A 17412-nucleotide genomic window follows, 5' to 3' on the forward strand; every position below is an offset into this window, starting at 1 on the left:
GCCCCGCACGTCGTCGCCGCCGCGCACGTCGCCGCCACACAGTCGTCCCCACGGATGCCGTACCCGGGCATGCCGTCCCCACCCGTGTCGTTCCCACCCGGTCGAGGGAGTTGGTCACCGTGACAGGTGAGACCGTCCTGGCCCTGCGCGGGGTCTCCAAGCGGTTCGGCGCCGTCCAGGCGCTCACCGACATCGAGTTGGAAGTCCGCGCCGGCGAGGTGGTCGCCCTGGTCGGCGACAACGGCGCCGGCAAGTCCACGCTGGTCAAGGCCATCGCCGGGGTGCACCAGCCGGACGAGGGCACGATCGAATGGCAGGGCCGTTCGGTCACCATCCACCGGCCGCAGGACGCCCAGCACCTGGGCATCGCCACCGTCTACCAGGACCTCGCGCTCTGCGACAACCTCGACGTGGTCGGCAACCTCTTCCTCGGCCGGGAGATCCGGCGCTTCACCATCCTCGACGAGGTCGCGATGGAGAAACGCTCCCGCACCCTGCTGAACACCCTCTCCATCCGCATCCCCAGCGTGCGGATCCCGGTCGCCTCGCTGTCCGGCGGTCAGCGCCAGGTGGTGGCGATCGCCCGGGCGCTGATCGGCTCGCCGAAGGTCGTGATGCTGGACGAGCCGACCGCCGCCCTCGGCGTGGAGCAGACCGCCCAGGTGCTCGACCTGGTCGAGCGGCTCCGCGACCAGGGCCTCGGCGTCATCCTGATCAGCCACAACATGGCCGACGTGATGGCCGTCGCGGACACCGTCGCGGTGCTGCGGCTCGGCCGCAACAACGGCGTCTTCGACAAAGAGCGAACCAACCAGGAAGAGATCATCTCGGCCATCACCGGCGCCACGGACAACGCGGTGACCCGCCGGCAGGCCCGCGGTACGGAGGGCTCCCCATGACCGAGCAGAACCCCGGGGACGAGCACCGGCACGTCCCCCTCCCCGAGGACAGCATGCCCAAGGGGGGTGTCAACGCCCCCGTGCCGGTCGCCCCCGAGGCCACCCCCGCGGTCGACCCGCGCCTGCTCGTGCGGCAGGAGGGCGTCAAGGGCTACCTGGGCGAGTTCCGCCGCCGCGTCACCAGCGGCGAACTGGGCTCGCTCCCGGTGGTGCTGGCGCTCATCATCATCTGGGCCGTCTTCGGCAGCCTGAACAGCTCCTTCCTGTCCGCCCAGAACCTCTCCAACCTGTCGCAGCAGATCGTCGGCACCGGCATGATCGCGATCGGCGTGGTGTTCGTGCTGCTGCTCGGCGAGATCGACCTGTCGGTCGGCTCGGTCAGCGGCCTGTGCGCGGCCATCTTCGCCGTCCTGAACGTCACCCACGGCGTCAACCAGTGGGTGGCCCTGCTCTCCGCCCTCGTCGGGGGCGCGCTGGTCGGCCTGATCCAGGGCCTGTTCTTCGCCAAGGTCGGCGTGCCGGCCTTCGTCGTCACCCTGGCCGGCAACCTCGGCTGGAACGGCCTGATGCTCCAGGTCCTGGGCGCCAGCGGCACCGTCAACCTCTCCGGCAAGGACATCGTCTCCCGGCTCTACAGCACCATCTACGGCGAGCAGGCCGCCGCGTACGGCGCGGCGGCGGTCGGCGTGCTGCTCTTCCTGGGCGCCTCGGTGCTGGACGCCCGGCGGCGCCAGGCCGCCGGGGTGCCGTCCCGGCCCGTCCTGGACATCGCGCTGCGGACGGTGGCGCTGGCGATCATCGCCTTCCTGGCCGCCTACACGCTCAACCAGTACAAGGGCCTGCCGCTGGCCCTGCTGATCTTCCTGATCTTCATCGTGGTCCTGGACTTCGTCCTGCGGCGCACCTCGTACGGCCGGCAGGTGTTCGCGCTCGGCGGCAACATCGAGGGCGCCCGCCGGGCCGGTATCAACGTGTCGTGGATCCGGATCAGCGTGTTCACCATCTGCTCCACCATGGCGGCCGTCGGCGGCCTCTTCCTGGCCGCGCAGATCCAGTCGGCCAGCCAGACCTCCGGCGGCGGCAACCTGCTGATGAACGCCATCGCGGCCGGCGTCATCGGCGGCACCAGCCTCTTCGGCGGACGCGGCTCGACCTGGTCGGCGCTGCTCGGTGCGCTGGTGATCGGCTCGATCCAGTCCGGCATGAACATCCAGGGCCTGAGCAACGCCATCCAGTTCATGATCACCGGCGCCGTCCTGCTCGCGGCCGTGGTCGTCGACTCCCTCGCCCGCCGCACCCAACAGGCCGCCGGCCGCGCCTGACCACCACCGGCCTGACCACCACGGGCCTGACCACCACCGGCCTGGGCCGGCCGCGCCGCGGTCAGCCCAGCCGGTCGCCGTACACGTGGTCGACGGCGAGCACCATGAGGACCCGCCGGTCGGCCACCATCACGGCCCGGTACTCGTCCCAGTCCGGGTGCTCGCCGGCCGCGCGCCGGTAGTAGTCGACCAGGGCCGCCACCTCCGGCCCCGCCGGGTCGGCGCCGGGACCGATCAGTGTGACCTTGCCCTCGGCCGTGGCCCACGCCCGGCCGTCGGCCCGGGTGACCTCCAGGGCGGCGCGCGGATCACGGCGCAGATTGGCCGTCTTGGCACGCCCCTCCGTCATCGACACGTAGAGCCGCTCGGCGGCCCGGTCGTAGAACGGCATGACGGGCGACAGCTGGGGCCGGCCGTCGGACTTGATCGTCGCGAGCACGCCGAGGCGGCTCTCCGTCAGCAGGGCCCGGGGGTCGAAGGGCGTGGTCGCGGCGGTCCCGCTCGGCTCGGTCGTCATGGGGCCATCGTCCACCTTCACACCGGTGTGAGAGTCAAGGGTCCCTGGCGTGTCGGTCCGCGCACCGGCCGATGCCCTCACGGGGAAATGCCGTTGCGGTGGGCCGATGAGACCGGTAGCGTCCTCCGGCTTGTCGTTGTGGACCTTGGGGTTCCTTTTTCTGGAGATGATTTGTCGATTCGCATCACGGTTCTGACCGATCCTGATCACGGCGCGTCCAGTCGGCGGTTGGTGTGGCTGGCGGTGGACGGGGAGGGGAATCCGGTCGGGACGGCCTCGTTGCGGTTGTTCGGGGATCCGGGGCAGGCGCATCTGGCCGAACTGGCCGTGCGGGTGCATCCGGTGGAGCGGCGCAAGGGGGTCGGGTCGCGGTTGGTGGAGGCCGTGCTGGCGGGGGCCGGGGCCGAGGGGCGGCGGGCCGTGGTGGCGCCGGCGGAGGGTGGGACGCCGGGTGAGGCGTTCCTCGAAGCTCGGGGCTTCCGGAGGGCGCTGACGCTGCGGCACGCGCGGCTGGACCTGACGGCGGAGGTGGCGTCGGAGGCGGAGGCGGGCGCCGGTTACCGGTTGGTGGCCTGGGACGGCGCCGTGCCCGAGGAGCTGGCCGAGTCGTACGCCGCCGCGCGCCGGGCGATGGACGACATGCCGATGGGCGAGGTCGACTACGGCACGACGAGCTGGGACGTCGACCGGCTGCGGGCGGTGGCCCGGGCGGTCGAGGAGCGCGGCGAGCACCTGCACACGGTGGTCGCGGTGGCCGAGGCCGACGGTTCGATCGCCGGTTTCACCGAGGTGGTCGTACCGGCCGACGGCACCGGCGACGGTCTGCACTACGGCACCGCCGTGCTGCCCGCGCACCGCGGCCACGGCCTCGCCCGGCTGATGAAGGTCGAGTCGATCCGCCGGACACGCGGTCAGTACCCCGGTCTCACCGGCCTACTGACCGACACCGCCGAGGACAACGCCCCCATGCGGAAGGTCAACGAGGAGCTCGGGTACCGGCCGACGCACGAGACGTACCAGTACCAGCGCCTGCTGTAGGGCGTGTCTGGGAGACGACGGGGCGTCGTCAGAGGTCGAGGAGCTCGACGGTGACGGCGGCGGTGTCGCCGGCGTCGAGGTCCTCGGCCTTGCGGACGGCGCGTTTGACGGGGAGCACGTAGGCACCGCCGCCGCCGGGGAAGATCGAGGTGCGCCAGCTGCTGTCGCCGATCGTGACGCGCACCCGCAGCGAGCCGAAGCCGCGGCGCGGCCCGGCGGCGAGGTCACGGATCTCCTCCGACGCCTCCGCGGGCAGTCTGACGAAGGTCCAGCTGTCGGCGCGCCGGGCCTCCCAGATCCAGAGCTCGGCCTCGAAATCGAACTTCACGGGGGTCGCGGGAGTCACCGGGCAAGCATCGCACGGCTCACATCGGCAAGGAGTGCAGCCGGAGGGCCTCCCCGGACCACCGGGCGCCCTCGTGCAGCGGGTACCACATCGTGCGCAGCGGCATCACCGCCGGGCCGGTGGGCTGGTCGACCTCGACGGGGCCGGTCAGCGGCTGCCAGCCGAGGCGGGCGTAGAGCTCGGCCTTGTCCGGGCGGCAGAACAGGATCGCGAACCGCGGCCCGAGGCCCCGGGCGTGGGCCAGGGCGCCGTCCACCACCGTCCGCGCGAGGCCGCGCCCGCGCAGGTCGGCGGCGACGGCCACGGCGCCGAGCCCGATGAGTTCGGCCCGGCGCCCGCCGATCGACACCGGCAGGACCACCAGCCCGGCGTGCGCGACGAGCCGGCCGTCCCGCTCCGCGCGGATGCCGAAGTGGATGTCCTTGGGCCGCCAGACCATCCCGTACTCGGCGATCCGGGAGGGGTCCGGCTCGTCCCCGAAGATCTCGATGGGGTCGTAGTCGTCCAGGGGGACGACGACGCGGGAGTTCGTGATCTGATCATCGTTCATTCCCGCATGATGTCAGGGGAGTCCCGCCGCAGGACCGGCGGGAGGCGGGGTTGAAGACGGACCTGAGGAGGGCACGTGCTGGGACCGCTGGTACGGGTCGACGGGCGGTGGCTGGTCGGCGACCACCGGGACCGGACCCACCTGGAGTTCACCCCCGAGGGCATCGTCCCGCACGCGGACGGGCAGCCCGGTGAGGTCGTCGGGTGGGGCCGGTTCATGGACCTCGGTCTCGCCGTCACGCCCCACCGGTGGACGGGGTCCCGGCGGACGGCCCTGGTGTCGCTCGGCCAGATGGCCCCGCTCGGGCTGACCGGCCCACACCTGAGGGCGACGGTCCGGCACCCCTACGAGTACTGGACCGGCCGGTTCAGCCACCACCGGGGCCAGCGGTACGACCCGCGCGAGCTGATCGCCGCGGGCGTGCTCCTCGCCGTCACCGTCGATGCCGGGGAGGCCGCGCTGCTCGGTGACCTCGGGTGGCTGGACGACGCGGTGCCGCGGATCGTCACGCTGCGGCGGGAGGGCGAGGTCCGGGCGGCCGTCACCAAGCTGGTGGCGGGCACCCGGGCCGCCCGAGCCGCGCGGGGCTCGGGCTGACGGGGGCTCAGGCTGACGAGGGCTCAGGCTGGCGGGGCGGGTCAGCGGGTCAGCGGACGACGTCGAAGACCTGCTTCTGGAGACCGTTGGAGTAGACGGCGTGCTCGACGAGCTTGAGCTTCTGGGCGTCCTTGTCGGTGCCGCTGAAGAGGCGCTTGCCGGCGCCGAGCAGCAGTGGGAAGACCAGCAGGTGGTAACGGTCGATCAGTCCGGCGTCCGAGAGCGCCTGGTTGAGGGACGCGCTGCCGTGGACGATGATCGGGCCGCCCTCGGTCTCCTTCAGGGCGGCGACCTCGTCGAGCGAGCGCAGGATGGTGGTCTCGCCCCAGTTGGACACCAGGTCGTCCTCGGTGAGGGTGGTGGAGACGACGTACTTGGGCAGCGTGCGGTAGCGGGCGAAGTCCGCCATGTCCGGCCACACCGCGCTGAAGGCCTCGTAGCTGACCCGGCCCAGCAGCATCGCCGTGGCCTCCTCCTGCTCCCGGCCCTTGATCTCGAAGGCCTCGGGGACGAACTCGACGTCCTTGAAGGTCCATCCCGAGTTGCGGTAGCCGGGCTCGCCGCCCGGGGCCTCGACGACGCCGTCGAGGGAGATGAACGCGGTGCTGATCAGGGTGCGCATGGTGGATCCTCGGGATGGTCGGTGCGGAGTGGTGTGGGGGGCGGGGGTACTACCGGGTACGCCACCGGCGCCGGCGGGCGCGGCGTCCGAACCCGTTGTCGTTCCGGAAGAATACGACGGCGATCACCGCACCGAACAGCCAGAACACCGCCGAGATCAGCAGACCGGACCAGGAGGCGCCGCCCGCCACCAGCCCGGTAACCGGCCAGAGCGTCCACAGGCCGAACCACACCCAGGCGAACGCGCGGTGACCCATGATCCCGAAGAACGTGATCGCCTGTCCGCCGCCCAGCACGGACCACAGCAGCACGCCCAGCCCCACCCAGGCGAGCAGCAGGTCCCACACCAGCCGGCCGGAGGAGGAGGGCAGCATCCCGTGGTGCCGGCCGGCCACCGTGACGCCGACGAGCTCGCCGTACCAGGTCTCCAGGTCCGCCACGGCCTCCCGTTCGGCACCGGCGTACAGCGAGGAGCCGACCTCGATCCGCTCGACCGTGCCCGAGGAGCGCCGGACCGACAGCAGGTAGACGGTCTCGGTGGTGGTGGACGAGGTGTCGGTGCTGCCGGTGGTCGTGGTGCGGGTGGAGGTCTTCTTGTCCACCACCCGGCCGGTCTCGCGCCCGATGCAGCCGTGGCCCTCGTTCGCCGCCGCTCCCCCGCCGGACCCGGCGTCGGCCACCGCCGCGACCGGGCAGGCGCCGGCGTGCCGGAACTGCACCGAGTCCCGGTAGGGCTCCCCCGCGAGGTCGATGCCCACCCAGACCGCCACCAGGCCGAGCAGGCCCGCACAGCACCGCACGATGATCCGAATCATCCCGGTTCCTCCCGCCCTCACCGTCCAGTGTCGCGGGTGGGACGGTCCCCCGGCAACGCGTTTGCACGCGGCGGCAGAAGGCGGCAGTAGGCGGTAGTAGGCGACGGAGTGGGAAGTCGGACCGGCCGACTTCCCACTCCGGCACCGGAGTTGGGGGCGGCGGATTCAGGCGCCGGGGAGGAGGCGGGTCTCGGTGCCGGCCGGCAGCTTGGCCGGCTTGCTCCACCAGTGGTGGTAGCGGCGGTAGACGTCCGGTTCGCGGTCGGCGAGCAGGGCCGTCAGCGAGCGGGCCTCGGTGGCGAGTTGGTCCCAGGCCTCGTCCGGCAGGGAGTGGAAGGCCGTCGCCTCGATGCCGCCCTCGGCCGTGCGCCAGACGCCGGCCACGTAGCCGTCGACCAGCAGGGTCGGCAGCACGTCGCCGTTCCGCTTGATCACCAGGGCGCGGTAGTCCGGCGGGATGACCCGGCTGCGGTCGGCGTAGGCGAGCAGGACGCTGTCCCACATGGCCATCAGCCGGGCCGGCACCGGGGTGTCCCCGTCCGGGCGCGGCGCGTCCGGGAGGTCGAACAACTCCCCGCCGTCCGGCCCCGTCAGGCGCTCGACCCCGCCCTCGGCGGCGAGCACCTTCAGGGCCTCCCGGGCCCGGCCACGCTGGACCAGCGCGAACTGCGCCACGTCCGCCACCGAGGCCGGGCCGAAGCCGTCGAGGTAGCGCAGCACCAGGGCCCGCAGCGAGGCGGCGGCCACCTCGGGGTCGCGGAGGACCGGCCGGACCGCCGGGGCGATGTAGGACAGCTTCTGGCCGAACGACCAGGTCTCCCCGCCCGGCGCGCGCAACAGCGGCGCCACCTGCCGCAACCCCCACCAGGCCGGCGCGCCGGCCTGGGCGCCGAGCCGGTCGGCGAGCCAGGCCTCGAACTCCGCACTCGTACGGGGGCGGTCACCGAAGTCCAGCACGTCCGCGACCAGCGCGTCGCCCTCCACGGCCGTCAGCCCGGACGCCGTGAAGCGGTCGTCCCCCAGCCGGGCGGCCCGGATCGACGGGTGGACGGCCTGGAGGAAGACCGGGAAGTCCTCGGTGTGCACGGCGTGCAGGGTGATCCGCATCAGTGTCGACTTGACGATCGTCCGGTCGGCGAAGGCCGCGTCGAGCTGGGCCGGGTCGAAGCCGGCGACCCGGTTCCACAGCGCCAGGTACGGCGAGGCCACCTGCTGGGCCTGCAACGCGACCACCCGCCGCACCGCCTCGGAGACGCCGATCTCCTCCCGCCGCACCAGCAGTTGCCGGGTCAGTGTGGCTCGGTTGAGCTGCCCCGCGGTGATCCCCATGCCGCCCCCTTCGCGCGTCGTCGGTGCACCCTAACGGGTCGTCGGCGACCGACCGCGCGAGGGTGGCGGCACGTGCGGCACGAAAACAACTGGTCAGGCCGGTGCGGCTGCTGGTCCAATGCTCGGATGGAGATCCTCGGAAGTGCGGACGCCCCACCCGCCGACCGGTGGCCCGCGTACTTCGCCGAGCGCGGGCATGCGGGTGCCCGCCGGATCGGCGCGGGTGTCGAGGGCGTCGTCTACGGGCTTGGCGACGGCCAGGTCGCCAAGGTGTGGAGCGGCCGGCCGCCGGCCGGCCTCGCGCTCACCCGCCAGGTGTACGCGGACCTCGCGCGGCACCGACTGCCGTTCGCCACCCCCGAGATCCTGAAGGTCGAGGAGCACGAGGGCGTCCTGGTGACGTACGAGCGCGAGCTGGCCGGCGTCCCGATGGGGACCGCCTCCGGGCGTTCGGAGCACGGGCGCGAGCTGCCCACCCAGCACTGCGACGCGCTGCTCACCGTCCTGCGGGGCCTCGCCTCCGTACCCGGCACCGACGCCATGGGCCGGCTGACCGTCCAGGGTGACGACCGTCCACTGTGGCGGGGTCACCAGCGCTTCCAGGAAGCGCTCGCGGCCCTGGTGACCCGGGCCACAGCGCGACACCGTGCCGCCCTCGCCGCCCACGTGCCGGACCTCGACGCGGGAGTGGAACGCACGCGGAAGGCGCTTCGGTCGCTCCCCGAAACCCCGGTCACGGCGATCCACGGCGACCTCGTCCCGCCCAACATCCACATCGACCCGGCCGGGCGACCGGTCGCCGTACTCGACTTCGGCTTCTACACCACCGCGGGCGACCCGGCGTTCGAGGCCGCCGTCACGGCGGCCGTCTGGGACATGTACGGGCCGTACGCCGCGGAGCACAGCGCGGAACTCACCCGGATCCTCGCCCAGGAGCTCGGATACGCGCCCGCCGCCCTCACCACGTACCAGGCCGTGTACGCCCTCACCACCTACGACCTCTTCGGCCTGGACGACAGCGACTGGCACTTCCGGTGGTGCGTCGAACAGCTGCGCCGCAACGCCGTGTTCAACGCCTAGCACGTTTCGAACGTGCTGGTCACAGCCATGCGTCGATGGCTGTGACCAGCACCGTCGCTTCGTCAGCGCATGCCGCCGGAGGCGAGGATGACGTCCCCGGTGATCCAGCACACGTCGTCGGAAGCACGGGGGCGAACTCCTCGCCGCTTAGCAGCACTACGACAGTGAGCAAGCGTCACCGGGCGCGTAACGGGCGCTCCCCCGGACCGCTCCCCCGAGTCGTGCACGGCCGAGCGTTACCCGGAGGTGCCTGTCGGCTCAGTAGCGTCTTTCGCATGAGTACCTCGCACACGAAAACCTACGTCCTCGTCCATGGCGCTTGGCACAGCGGGCGCGTCTGGGACCGCGTGGTTCCCCTGCTCACCCGGGCCGGGCATCGGGTGTTCGCCCCTTCGCTGACCGGCCACGGCGAGAAGGAACACCTCCTCACTCCGGACGTCGACCTGGACACCCACGTCGCCGACATCGTTGCTCTCCTCGGCGAGCGGGATCTCACCAACGTCGTGCTGGTCGGGCACAGTTACGCCGGGATGGTCATCTCCGGCGTGGCCGGCGAGGCCTCGGACCGGATCGCGCACCTGGTCTACGTCGACGCGATGGTCCCGACCGACGGCGAGAGCGCGCTGGACGTCGTACCCGAGATGACCCGGCGACTGATCGACGCGGCCGCCGCCTCGGCCTCCCCCTGGCGCATCCCGCCCCTGCCGGAAATGCCCGCGCCCATGGGTCTGTTCGGGGTGACCGACCCGGCGGACACGGCATGGCTGCGCACCATGCTGTCGGACGAGTCGGTGCGCTGCTTCCTGCAGCCGGTCCGGCTGGACAACCCGGCCGCGGACGCGATTCCCCGGACGCACATCCACTGCGTCGGCAGCGAACCGGGGGGCGTCACGCGCCGCCCGGTTCCGGCGGCGCGGCCGGGCGGCGCCGAGCCTCAGGTGTGGGAGCTGCGGAGCGGCCACGACTGCATGGTCACCGTGCCGGACGCACTCACCGACCTGCTGCTGAAGGCCGGCTGACCGGTTGCCCGGCGCGGTGGCCGGGCTGGAAGGGTTGACAGCGTGGCTGGATTTGGATCGTGAGCGAACGCGGGGCGACCTGGACAGCGGAGCATGGGACGCCCGGTTCGGCGCCCTGCGGCAACAGCCTTTCTACGAGGGTCGTTGGTCATGATCCGGGCCGTTCCGGCCTGATACCCCGTCGTAGCTCCGCTCGCGCCATGACATGACATGACGTGACGTGAGAAGGGCCGCACGAGTCGGGTGAGTTGTGACGCTGACGAGGCTGGAGAATGACGCCGGATCCGTTCCTTGCCCGACCTGAACGGTGAACCCGCCCGCAGTGGCGCGGCGGCCTCAAGCAGTGGGCCCCGACCGGGATTTCCGGTCGGGGCCAGCGGTGAACTCGCGTCAGACGGACGCAGACGGTGCCGCGAGGTGTCAGAGAGGCGTGATCACATACTCCCCGCCCGCCTCGGTCTCGAACACGGCAACGGTGCTTTCGGGGCGCGTCACCTCCGTGTCGGCGCCGCCCGTGGAGTGCACGGTGACCGGTGCGGCGGTGCGCAGTCGGACGGTGCCGCTGTGGCGCGCTGCCAGGTGGGCGTGGGTCAGCGCTCCGTCGAGCCAGGAGAGGCTGACGGTGAGGCCGCCGCGGGCGAGGAGGCCGGTGACCCGGCCCTCGGGGAGCTGCGGCGGCAGGGCGGGCAGCAGCTGGACTTCACCGGTGTGGGACTGGAGCAGCCATTCGGTCACGCCCGCGGTGGCGCCGAAGTTGCCGTCGATCTGGAACGGCGGGTGCAGGTCGAACAGGTTCGGGGCCGTGCGGTCGGGGGTGAGCAGGTCGGTGAGGAGCTTGTAGGAGCGGGCGCCGTCCTCCGCGCGTGCCCAGAAATTGATCTTCCAGGCGAGGGACCAGCCGGTGCCGTCGTCCCCACGCATCTTCAGAGTCCGCAGGGCGGCCTGGAAGAGCTCCGGGGTGTCGCGCTTGGTGATCTGGTTGCTGGGGTGCAGGCCGTACAGGTGGGAGATGTGGCGGTGGTCCTGCTCGGGCGCGTCCGCGTCCCAGTCCTGCTGCCACTCCTGCAGCTGCCCCAGGGCGCCGATTCTCATGGGGGGCAGTTGGGCGCGGGCCTGGCGCGCCCGGTCGGCGTACGGGCTGGTGGTGCCGAGCGCGTCGCAGGCGGCGAGGTAGCCGTCGAAGAGGTCGCGCAGGATCTGGTTGTCCATCGTCGGGCCCGCACACGCGGACACGTCGGGGTGGTGGGCGTTCTCGGGCGAGACGGACGGACAGGTCACCAGGTACCCGGTGGTGGGGTCCGGGACCAGCGCGTCGAGGAAGAAGCGGACCGCTCCCTCCACGACGGGTAGCCGGCGGCGCAGGGCCGCGCCGTCGCCGGTGAAGCGGTAGTGCTCCCACACGGAGGTGGCCAGCCAGGCGCCGCCGGTGGGCCACATCCCCCAGAAGGCCCCGTCCACGGGCGCGGTGGCGCGCCAGACGTCGGTGTTGTGATGGGCGACCCAGCCGTCGGCTCCGTACTGGACCCTGGCGGTCGTCCGTCCGGCCTGGGCGAGGTCGTCGAGCAGGGCGAAGATCGGCTCCCAGCACTCCAGGAGGTTGGTGGTGGGCGCGGGCCAGTAGTTCATCTCCGTGTTGATGTTGATCGTGAACTTGGAGCCCCAGGGCGGGGACAGCTGGTCGTTCCAGATGCCCTGCAGGTTGGCGGGCTGGGTACCGGGCCGGGACGAGGAGATGAGCAGGTAGCGGCCAAACTGGTAGTGCAGGGCCACCAGTTGCGGGTCTTCGGCCCGGGAGAACGCGGCCACCCGACGATCGGTCGGCGCCGCCGCCGTGGTGCCGAGGTCGAGCGTGACCCGGCGGAAGAGCGCGCGGTGGTCGCGCACGTGCCGGGAGCGCAACCGCTCGTACGGAGTGTCGGCTGCGGCGTTCAGCGGGCGCTCGGCGCGGGCGCTGTGGTCGCCCGAGACGTCCCGGTAGTCGTTGAAGCCGGTGCCGACGGACACCAGCAGGGTCACCGCGTCGGCCCCGTCCACGGCGAGCGTGCCGTTCTCGCTGCGCACGGTGCCCCCTTCGGCAAGGGCACGGACCAGGGCGCGGAAGCGGACCTGGCCGGCGACCCCCTCATGCGTCTGCCCGGTCCCCTCCAGAGCGGCGGTGATCGGGCCCGGGGAGAACGTCTGAGCCTGCTGCGGACTGTCGAAGGCCGCGGTGAACGACAGGGCACCGGGGGTGTCCGCGGTCAGCCGGACCACCGTCACCTGATCGGGATGGCTGACGAACGCCTCGCGACGGTACGCCACTCCATCGCGGACGTACGTCGTGGTGGCTACGGCGGTGTCCAGGTCCAACTCACGACGGTAGGAGCTGACTTCACCTGCGCCCGGGAACGTCAGGCGCAGGTTGCCGACTGTCTGGTACATCAACTCCCCGACCGGGCTGCCCCGGAACGTGGTGTTGATCAGGTCCTGAGCGGACTCCCACTCGCCTGCGAAGACCCGGCGCCGGATCTCGGGGAGGTTGGCCAAGCCCTGGGAGTTGGCGGGTTCGTAGGGGCCTCCCGCCCACAGGGTGTCCTCGTTCAGCTGGAGCTGCTCGGCGTCCACACCGCCGAACACCATGGCACCGAGACGGCCGTTGCCGAGCGGCAACGCCTCCAGCCACTGGCCGGCGGGCTTGTCGTACCAGAGGACGAGGCGGGAGGCCTCCGGAGTGGCGGCATCCTCCGCTACCGAGGCGCTCTGCGGCGCCTCGGCCGCCACGGCGGGCGGGAGGCCGACGGTGAGTGCGGCGGAGGTGCCTGCCCTTCGTTCCAAGGGAATGCCTGCCTTTCGATCGCGGGTCGGGCTGGTCGTTCGGGTGTGGTGCGGCTCAGGCGTCGTCGTACGTCAAAAGAGATGTCCATTCTGCTACGGCAGACGCCGGACATGGGATGAATTTACAGAGTCGACCGGCCCAGGTGTCCATCCCCCGGGAGGAAGGGTCATGGATTGCCCGTTTCCCACCTGTGTGTTCACCGAGGGGTCGGACATGCGCGGAAAATTGAAGCCGTCCCATCTCTTCCACAGTGATCGGATGTATTGCTGCGGTGGCGCGGCCAGGGGTGCCTCACTTCGGGTGGTGGATGCACTCGGGCGGAGGGTTGCGGGTGTTGGCGATCACCGTGTCGAGTCGGTCGCGTGCGGCGACGAGGTCGGTGATCCGGTCGCTGATCCGGGCGCGTTCGACCTCCAGGTGGTCCAGGAGCCCCGGCGCCGCCGTACCGGAGTCCACGCAGGGCAGCACCTCGCGCACCGACCTGCTCGGCAGCCCCGCGGCGAACAGCTGCTGGATCAGCTTCACCCGGGCCACCGCCGAGTCCGGATAATGCCGCTGCCCTCCGGTGCTGCGTTCGGCCCGCAGCAGATCCTGCTCTTCGTAGTACCGCAGGGCCCGGACGCTCACCCCGGCCTGCCGGGCCACCTCACCGATACGCACGGGGCCTCCGATTCACTTGCCCGACTTGCACCTGACGCCGACGTCAGGTTTTAGCGTAGCTGACGTCAAGGCGTACCAAGCCATTGGAATGGAAGGCAGAACACCATGCGCGCAGCCCGCTACCACGAGTACGGCGGCACGGAGACCCTCACGGTCGAGGAGGCGCCGGACCCGCAGCCCGGCGTCGGGGAGGTCCGCATTCGCGTCGCGGCGGCCAGTGTCAACCCCGTCGACTGGAAGGTGCGCAGCGGAGCGGCCCGCGATGTCGTCACCGTGGACCTGCCGGCCATCCCCGGCCGCGACGCCGTCGGCCTGGTCGACAGGATCGGGGAGGGCGTGGACGGGGTGAGCGTCGGCGACCGGGTCTTCGGACTGGGCGGCATCACGGGAGCGACGGCGGAGCTGGCCGTGCTCTCCGCCTGGGCCCCCGCGCCCGACGCGTGGAACGACGCGGAGGCGGCCGGGGCCGGGCTGGCGGCCGTGACGGCATTGCGGGGGCTCAAGGCGCTCGGCCCGCTGGCGGGGCGCACTCTGCTCATCGAGGGCGCCGCCGGCGGTGTCGGCGGCGCGGCGGTCGAGATCGCGGTCGCCCTGGGTGCCACCGTGATCGGGACGGCGAGCGAGCGCAACCACGCGTTCCTCTCCTCCCTCGGAGCCCTTCCCACCACCTACGGGACGGGCCTTGCCGAACGCCTCGCCGACCTGGCCCCCAAGGGGATCGATCTCGTGCTCGATGCCGCCGCCTCCGGCTCCCTCGCGGACCTCGTCGAGATCGCCGGAAGCCCGGCCCGCGTCGTGACGGTCGCCGACTACCGGAACGCCGGTCGCCTGGGCGTCCACCTGGCCAACGCGACGAACGACCCCGCGCTCCTCACCGAAGCCGCCGGCTTCGGCGCGCAGGGCCGTTACACGCCGTGGATCGAGCAGACCTATCCCCTGGAGGAGATCGCCCAGGCCCATGCCCACTCCGAGCGTGGACACGTCCGAGGAAAGATCGTGACCCTCATCTAGGGTCATCTCGCCGGAAGCAGGATCGGCCGCCGCCGAGCGCCGGCCGAGCGCTACATCAGGCTCCTGCCACATCGACGAACACGGGGTTGGCGTAGAACCACGTGTCGGCCCACGGGTCACCGTTCCCGGGCTCGTGGGCGATCGGCCCGTGCGGGTCGACGGCGGCGCCGAGGTAGCCGGTGCCCTGCCGGTTGCCGTCGCTGCCGCGCAGCCGGAGGTAGAAGGACTCGTCGCCGGCGGTGAGCGGGATCCGCAGGGTGTAGGTGCCGGTGCGGCCGGTGACGTCGGCGGTGTGGACGACCCGGGTGTCCGGCGCCCGCCAGGTGTCGCGGTCGGCGGCCGGGCCGCGCACGGCGCCCCGGATGACGTCCACGTGCGCCAACCGGGGCAGGATGCCCTGGGGGTTGGGGCGGGAGGCGGTCGTGACCGTCACCGACAGGGTGAGCCGCTCTCCCCTGCGGACGCACAGCCGTCCGCCGAGGGTGACCCCGCGGCCGTGGTCGCCTTCCCGCTGGACGCGAACGTCGAGCCCGTCGAGCAGGTGTCCGTGGTCCACCCAGACCCGGCCGGCGCGCAGGCCCGCCATCACGGCGCGGTAGCCGTAGCGGGTCACCCCGACGTGGGTGCGGCTGAACTGGCCGGGCCAGAAGTCGCTTCCGGGCTGCGGGGTGCCGGTGTTCACCGGGTCGGGCACCTTGCCGGTGTTGTCGAAGTTCTGGCCGGGCTGCCAGTCGCCGTTCTTCCAGGTGTCGAAGACGGTCCGGTGGTTGTCGGAGTTGCTGGTGATCGAGAACAGCCGGCCCTCGGCCAGCATCGAGTCCCACAGGCCGCCCACGGTCGCGGTCGCCCAGTCGAAGCCGCCGTAGGTCTGGTAGGCGTCCGCCGGGTAGCCGGACCACGACTGCGCGGACGGCTTGTTCTCGTACTCGCCGCGGATCGAGTTCGCGCCGCGCCAGCCCGGGATGGCCGCGCCCTGGGCGCCCGGCGCGCCCTCCATGCCGATCACGATCCCGTTGGCGGCGTCCCGCCAGTTGCGCACTTCGTGCGGGGAGTCGATGCCGAGGCGCAGCGGGTGGTTGGCGAGGACGAGGACGTCGTCGACGTAGCCGGTGCGGCGCTGCTCGGCCAGCCACTGGACGGCCTTGACGGCGTGGGCCTCGTTGCGGGCGGTGTCGGCCGCGCCGGCCGCACCCTCGGTGTAGCCCAGCAGCTTGCCGTCGTAGGCCAGCTCGAACTGGGTGAGCAGGTCGACCTCGTGCGGGCCGGGGGCCGCGAACACGGTGGCGTGCTCGGCGGCCGGGATGTACCACTCCAGCCCCTGGAAGATCAGCTGGCGCGGGTTCTCGGCGCGGGCCCGGAGGATCTCCTGGTGCTCCAGCGCGGCACCGTAGTGGGCGTGACCGAAGTTGGAGTGCTCGTTGAACACCAGCCAGTCCAGGCCGTACTGGGCGGCGGCCCGGACCTGCTGGGAGAACGTGTACTTCGCGTCGTGGCTGTAGACGGAGTGGACGTGGTGGTCGCCGACCAGGTAGGCGAGGTGCGGGTCGTTTCCGCCCGGGCCCCGTCCGGCGGCGGCGGCCGGCGTGGCGGCGGCCGACGTGGCCGCCCCGCCGAGGGCGAACGCGGCGCCGAACAGGCCCGCGCGGCGCAGGAGCCCGCGCCGCGACATGCCCTGGGCGTCGAGATCGGCAGGGGAGACGGAGGGATCGGCCCAGTCGGGCAGCTGCTGATCGGTCATGGTGATCCTCGGAACGGGGGCCGGTGGTACGCGCTGCACGATTCCCTGGAAAGAGGACTCCCGGAGGAAGCCGATCTGAAGATCCGGGGTGGAATCGATGGCCGCCCAGTGGTCCGCGGGCTGGTCGCGCGGGCGGCGAGCGCGGGCAGCCCCAGGCCGCCCGCGCGTTCCCAGGCCGACCAGCAGCTCCCGGGTCAGGGCCGGATGAGCCGGCGCGCTGCCGCGTCGACCGTCTGCTCAAGGAGGACGGCGATGGTCATGGGACCGACACCGCCGGGGACAGGGGTGATCAGGCTCGCCCGGTGCCGGGCGGTCTCGAAGTCGACATCCCCGACGTTGCCCGGGTTGTAGCCCGCGTCGATCACCACGGCGCCGGGCTTGATGTCCGCCCCGTTGATGAAGCGCGGCCGGCCGACCGCGGCGACCAGGACGTCGGCCTCGCGCACGATCGCAGGCAGACCGACGGTGCGGGAATGGCAGTAGGTGACCGTGGCGTCCCGCCCGAGCAGGAGCATGCCGACGGGCTTGCCGAGGATGGGGCTGCGTCCCACCACGACGGCGTGCTTGCCCGTGAGGTCGACGTCGTACTCGTCCAGCAGGCGCATGATCCCGCCGGGTGTGCAGGAGACGAAGCCGGGCAGGCCGAACCCCATCGCCGCGAAGGAGTGCATGGTGACCCCGTCGACGTCCTTCTCGGGAGCGATCGCCTCGAACGCGGCGCGCTCGTCGATGTGCGCCCCCACCGGGTGCTGGAGCAGGATGCCGTGCACGTCCGGATCCTCGGACAGTGCGGTGACGGTCTCCACCAGGCCGCTGGTGCTCACCGAGGCGGGCAGCGGCACGTGTCGCGAGCGGATGCCGGCCTTCGCGCAACGGGCCTGCTTCATCCGGACATACGTGACCGAGGCCGGGTCCTCTCCCACGAGCACGGTCGCCAAACAGGGGGACACCTCCGCGCGCCGACGGATGTCCTCGGCGGCTGCGGCGCTGGTCTCGGTGATTCGGCGGGCGAGATCCGTACCGTCCATCAGCCGCGCCTGCTGCGTCTCCATCAC

At 72.0% G+C, this 17412-nt stretch carries 17 protein-coding genes; 7 read left to right on the plus strand and 10 right to left on the minus strand.

The features are described 5' to 3' along the window. The first annotated feature begins 119 nt into the window (after positions 1–119). Both ACFP3U_RS26915 and ACFP3U_RS26920 read left to right on the plus strand, forming a co-directional pair. The gene (locus tag ACFP3U_RS26915) at positions 120–899 is read left to right on the plus strand and encodes an ATP-binding cassette domain-containing protein (RefSeq protein ID WP_380228281.1); all 780 of its coding nucleotides are present in this window, start codon (positions 120–122) and stop codon (positions 897–899) included. A gap of 53 nt (positions 900–952) precedes the next feature. Further along, entirely contained in the window at positions 953–2221 is a 1269-nt protein-coding gene (locus tag ACFP3U_RS26920) for a sugar ABC transporter permease (RefSeq protein ID WP_380228331.1), read from the plus strand. A 61-nt stretch (positions 2222–2282) separates the two neighbouring features. Here ACFP3U_RS26920 and ACFP3U_RS26925 read toward each other — a convergent pair whose 3' ends face one another. Then, positions 2283–2738 carry a PPOX class F420-dependent oxidoreductase gene (locus tag ACFP3U_RS26925; protein WP_380228282.1) on the minus strand — a complete coding sequence of 152 codons (456 nt, stop codon included), beginning with the start codon at positions 2736–2738 and terminating at the stop codon, positions 2283–2285. A 171-nt stretch (positions 2739–2909) separates the two neighbouring features. On the opposite strand from ACFP3U_RS26925, the gene ACFP3U_RS26930 reads away from it, so the two are divergent. After that, positions 2910–3776, plus strand: a complete 867-nt coding sequence (locus ACFP3U_RS26930; RefSeq protein WP_380228283.1) for a GNAT family N-acetyltransferase — start codon at positions 2910–2912, stop codon at positions 3774–3776. 28 nt (positions 3777–3804) lie between these two features. Here ACFP3U_RS26930 and ACFP3U_RS26935 read toward each other — a convergent pair whose 3' ends face one another. Then, positions 3805–4122 (minus strand): DUF1905 domain-containing protein, encoded by a 318-nt coding sequence (locus ACFP3U_RS26935; protein WP_380228284.1) that lies wholly within the window; start codon positions 4120–4122, stop codon positions 3805–3807. A 19-nt stretch (positions 4123–4141) separates the two neighbouring features. Further along, complete coding sequence (locus ACFP3U_RS26940) at positions 4142–4672, minus strand: GNAT family N-acetyltransferase (protein ID WP_380228285.1); 531 nt, start codon at positions 4670–4672, stop codon at positions 4142–4144. Between the two features lie 75 nt (positions 4673–4747). Here ACFP3U_RS26940 and ACFP3U_RS26945 point away from each other — a divergent pair, with 75 nt between their 5' ends. Then, the gene (locus ACFP3U_RS26945) at positions 4748–5269 is read left to right on the plus strand and encodes a hypothetical protein (RefSeq protein ID WP_380228286.1); all 522 of its coding nucleotides are present in this window, start codon (positions 4748–4750) and stop codon (positions 5267–5269) included. Positions 5270–5318: 49 nt separating this feature from the next. On the opposite strand, the gene ACFP3U_RS26950 is transcribed toward ACFP3U_RS26945, so the two are convergent. The 3 genes from ACFP3U_RS26950 to ACFP3U_RS26960 all read right to left on the minus strand — a co-directional run bounded on the left by ACFP3U_RS26950 (position 5319) and on the right by ACFP3U_RS26960 (position 8034). After that, on the minus strand, positions 5319–5891 hold the full coding sequence (locus ACFP3U_RS26950) for a dihydrofolate reductase family protein (protein ID WP_380228287.1): 573 nt from the start codon (positions 5889–5891) through the stop codon (positions 5319–5321). Positions 5892–5940: 49 nt separating this feature from the next. Continuing rightward, a complete protein-coding gene (locus tag ACFP3U_RS26955; RefSeq protein WP_380228288.1) occupies positions 5941–6705 on the minus strand; it encodes a hypothetical protein in 765 nt (254 codons plus the stop codon). A gap of 165 nt (positions 6706–6870) precedes the next feature. Then, positions 6871–8034 carry a winged helix DNA-binding domain-containing protein gene (locus ACFP3U_RS26960; RefSeq protein WP_380228289.1) on the minus strand — a complete coding sequence of 388 codons (1164 nt, stop codon included), beginning with the start codon at positions 8032–8034 and terminating at the stop codon, positions 6871–6873. A 126-nt stretch (positions 8035–8160) separates the two neighbouring features. Between ACFP3U_RS26960 and ACFP3U_RS26965 the strand changes: the two genes are divergently transcribed. Continuing rightward, the gene (locus ACFP3U_RS26965; protein ID WP_380228290.1) at positions 8161–9114 is read left to right on the plus strand and encodes a phosphotransferase family protein; all 954 of its coding nucleotides are present in this window, start codon (positions 8161–8163) and stop codon (positions 9112–9114) included. Positions 9115–9389: 275 nt separating this feature from the next. Continuing rightward, the gene (locus ACFP3U_RS26970) at positions 9390–10133 is read left to right on the plus strand and encodes an alpha/beta fold hydrolase (RefSeq protein ID WP_380228291.1); all 744 of its coding nucleotides are present in this window, start codon (positions 9390–9392) and stop codon (positions 10131–10133) included. A gap of 420 nt (positions 10134–10553) precedes the next feature. Here the strand turns inward: ACFP3U_RS26970 and ACFP3U_RS26975 are convergent, their stop codons facing one another. Continuing rightward, positions 10554–12953, minus strand: a complete 2400-nt coding sequence (locus ACFP3U_RS26975) for a glycoside hydrolase family 95 protein (RefSeq protein WP_380228332.1) — start codon at positions 12951–12953, stop codon at positions 10554–10556. A 286-nt stretch (positions 12954–13239) separates the two neighbouring features. Further along, on the minus strand, positions 13240–13608 hold the full coding sequence (locus ACFP3U_RS26980; protein ID WP_380228292.1) for a MerR family transcriptional regulator: 369 nt from the start codon (positions 13606–13608) through the stop codon (positions 13240–13242). A 105-nt stretch (positions 13609–13713) separates the two neighbouring features. On the opposite strand from ACFP3U_RS26980, the gene ACFP3U_RS26985 reads away from it, so the two are divergent. Further along, positions 13714–14619, plus strand: a complete 906-nt coding sequence (locus ACFP3U_RS26985; RefSeq protein WP_380228293.1) for an NADP-dependent oxidoreductase — start codon at positions 13714–13716, stop codon at positions 14617–14619. 55 nt (positions 14620–14674) lie between these two features. Here the strand turns inward: ACFP3U_RS26985 and ACFP3U_RS26990 are convergent, their stop codons facing one another. Beyond that, complete coding sequence (locus tag ACFP3U_RS26990) at positions 14675–16357, minus strand: PHP domain-containing protein (RefSeq protein ID WP_380228294.1); 1683 nt, start codon at positions 16355–16357, stop codon at positions 14675–14677. A 194-nt stretch (positions 16358–16551) separates the two neighbouring features. Further along, positions 16552–17409, minus strand: a complete 858-nt coding sequence (locus tag ACFP3U_RS26995; RefSeq protein WP_380228295.1) for a bifunctional 5,10-methylenetetrahydrofolate dehydrogenase/5,10-methenyltetrahydrofolate cyclohydrolase — start codon at positions 17407–17409, stop codon at positions 16552–16554. Between the last annotated feature and the right edge of the window lie 3 nt (positions 17410–17412).

The sequence above is a fragment of the Kitasatospora misakiensis genome (assembly GCF_042656005.1).
Lineage (GTDB): Bacteria > Actinomycetota > Actinomycetes > Streptomycetales > Streptomycetaceae > Kitasatospora > Kitasatospora misakiensis.

Coding starts and splice junctions, on each gene's coding strand:
- ACFP3U_RS26920 (WP_380228331.1), top strand. CDS start 953: ATGCCCAAGGGGGGTGTCAACGCCCCCGTGCCGGTCGCCCCCGAGGCC.
- ACFP3U_RS26925 (WP_380228282.1), bottom strand. CDS start 2,738: ATGACGACCGAGCCGAGCGGGACCGCCGCGACCACGCCCTTCGACCCC.
- ACFP3U_RS26940 (WP_380228285.1), bottom strand. CDS start 4,672: ATGAACGATGATCAGATCACGAACTCCCGCGTCGTCGTCCCCCTGGAC.
- ACFP3U_RS26950 (WP_380228287.1), bottom strand. CDS start 5,891: ATGCGCACCCTGATCAGCACCGCGTTCATCTCCCTCGACGGCGTCGTC.
- ACFP3U_RS26955 (WP_380228288.1), bottom strand. CDS start 6,705: ATGATTCGGATCATCGTGCGGTGCTGTGCGGGCCTGCTCGGCCTGGTG.
- ACFP3U_RS26960 (WP_380228289.1), bottom strand. CDS start 8,034: ATGGGGATCACCGCGGGGCAGCTCAACCGAGCCACACTGACCCGGCAA.
- ACFP3U_RS26965 (WP_380228290.1), top strand. CDS start 8,161: ATGGAGATCCTCGGAAGTGCGGACGCCCCACCCGCCGACCGGTGGCCC.
- ACFP3U_RS26970 (WP_380228291.1), top strand. CDS start 9,390: ATGAGTACCTCGCACACGAAAACCTACGTCCTCGTCCATGGCGCTTGG.
- ACFP3U_RS26985 (WP_380228293.1), top strand. CDS start 13,714: ATGCGCGCAGCCCGCTACCACGAGTACGGCGGCACGGAGACCCTCACG.
- ACFP3U_RS26990 (WP_380228294.1), bottom strand. CDS start 16,357: ATGACCGATCAGCAGCTGCCCGACTGGGCCGATCCCTCCGTCTCCCCT.
- ACFP3U_RS26995 (WP_380228295.1), bottom strand. CDS start 17,409: ATGGAGACGCAGCAGGCGCGGCTGATGGACGGTACGGATCTCGCCCGC.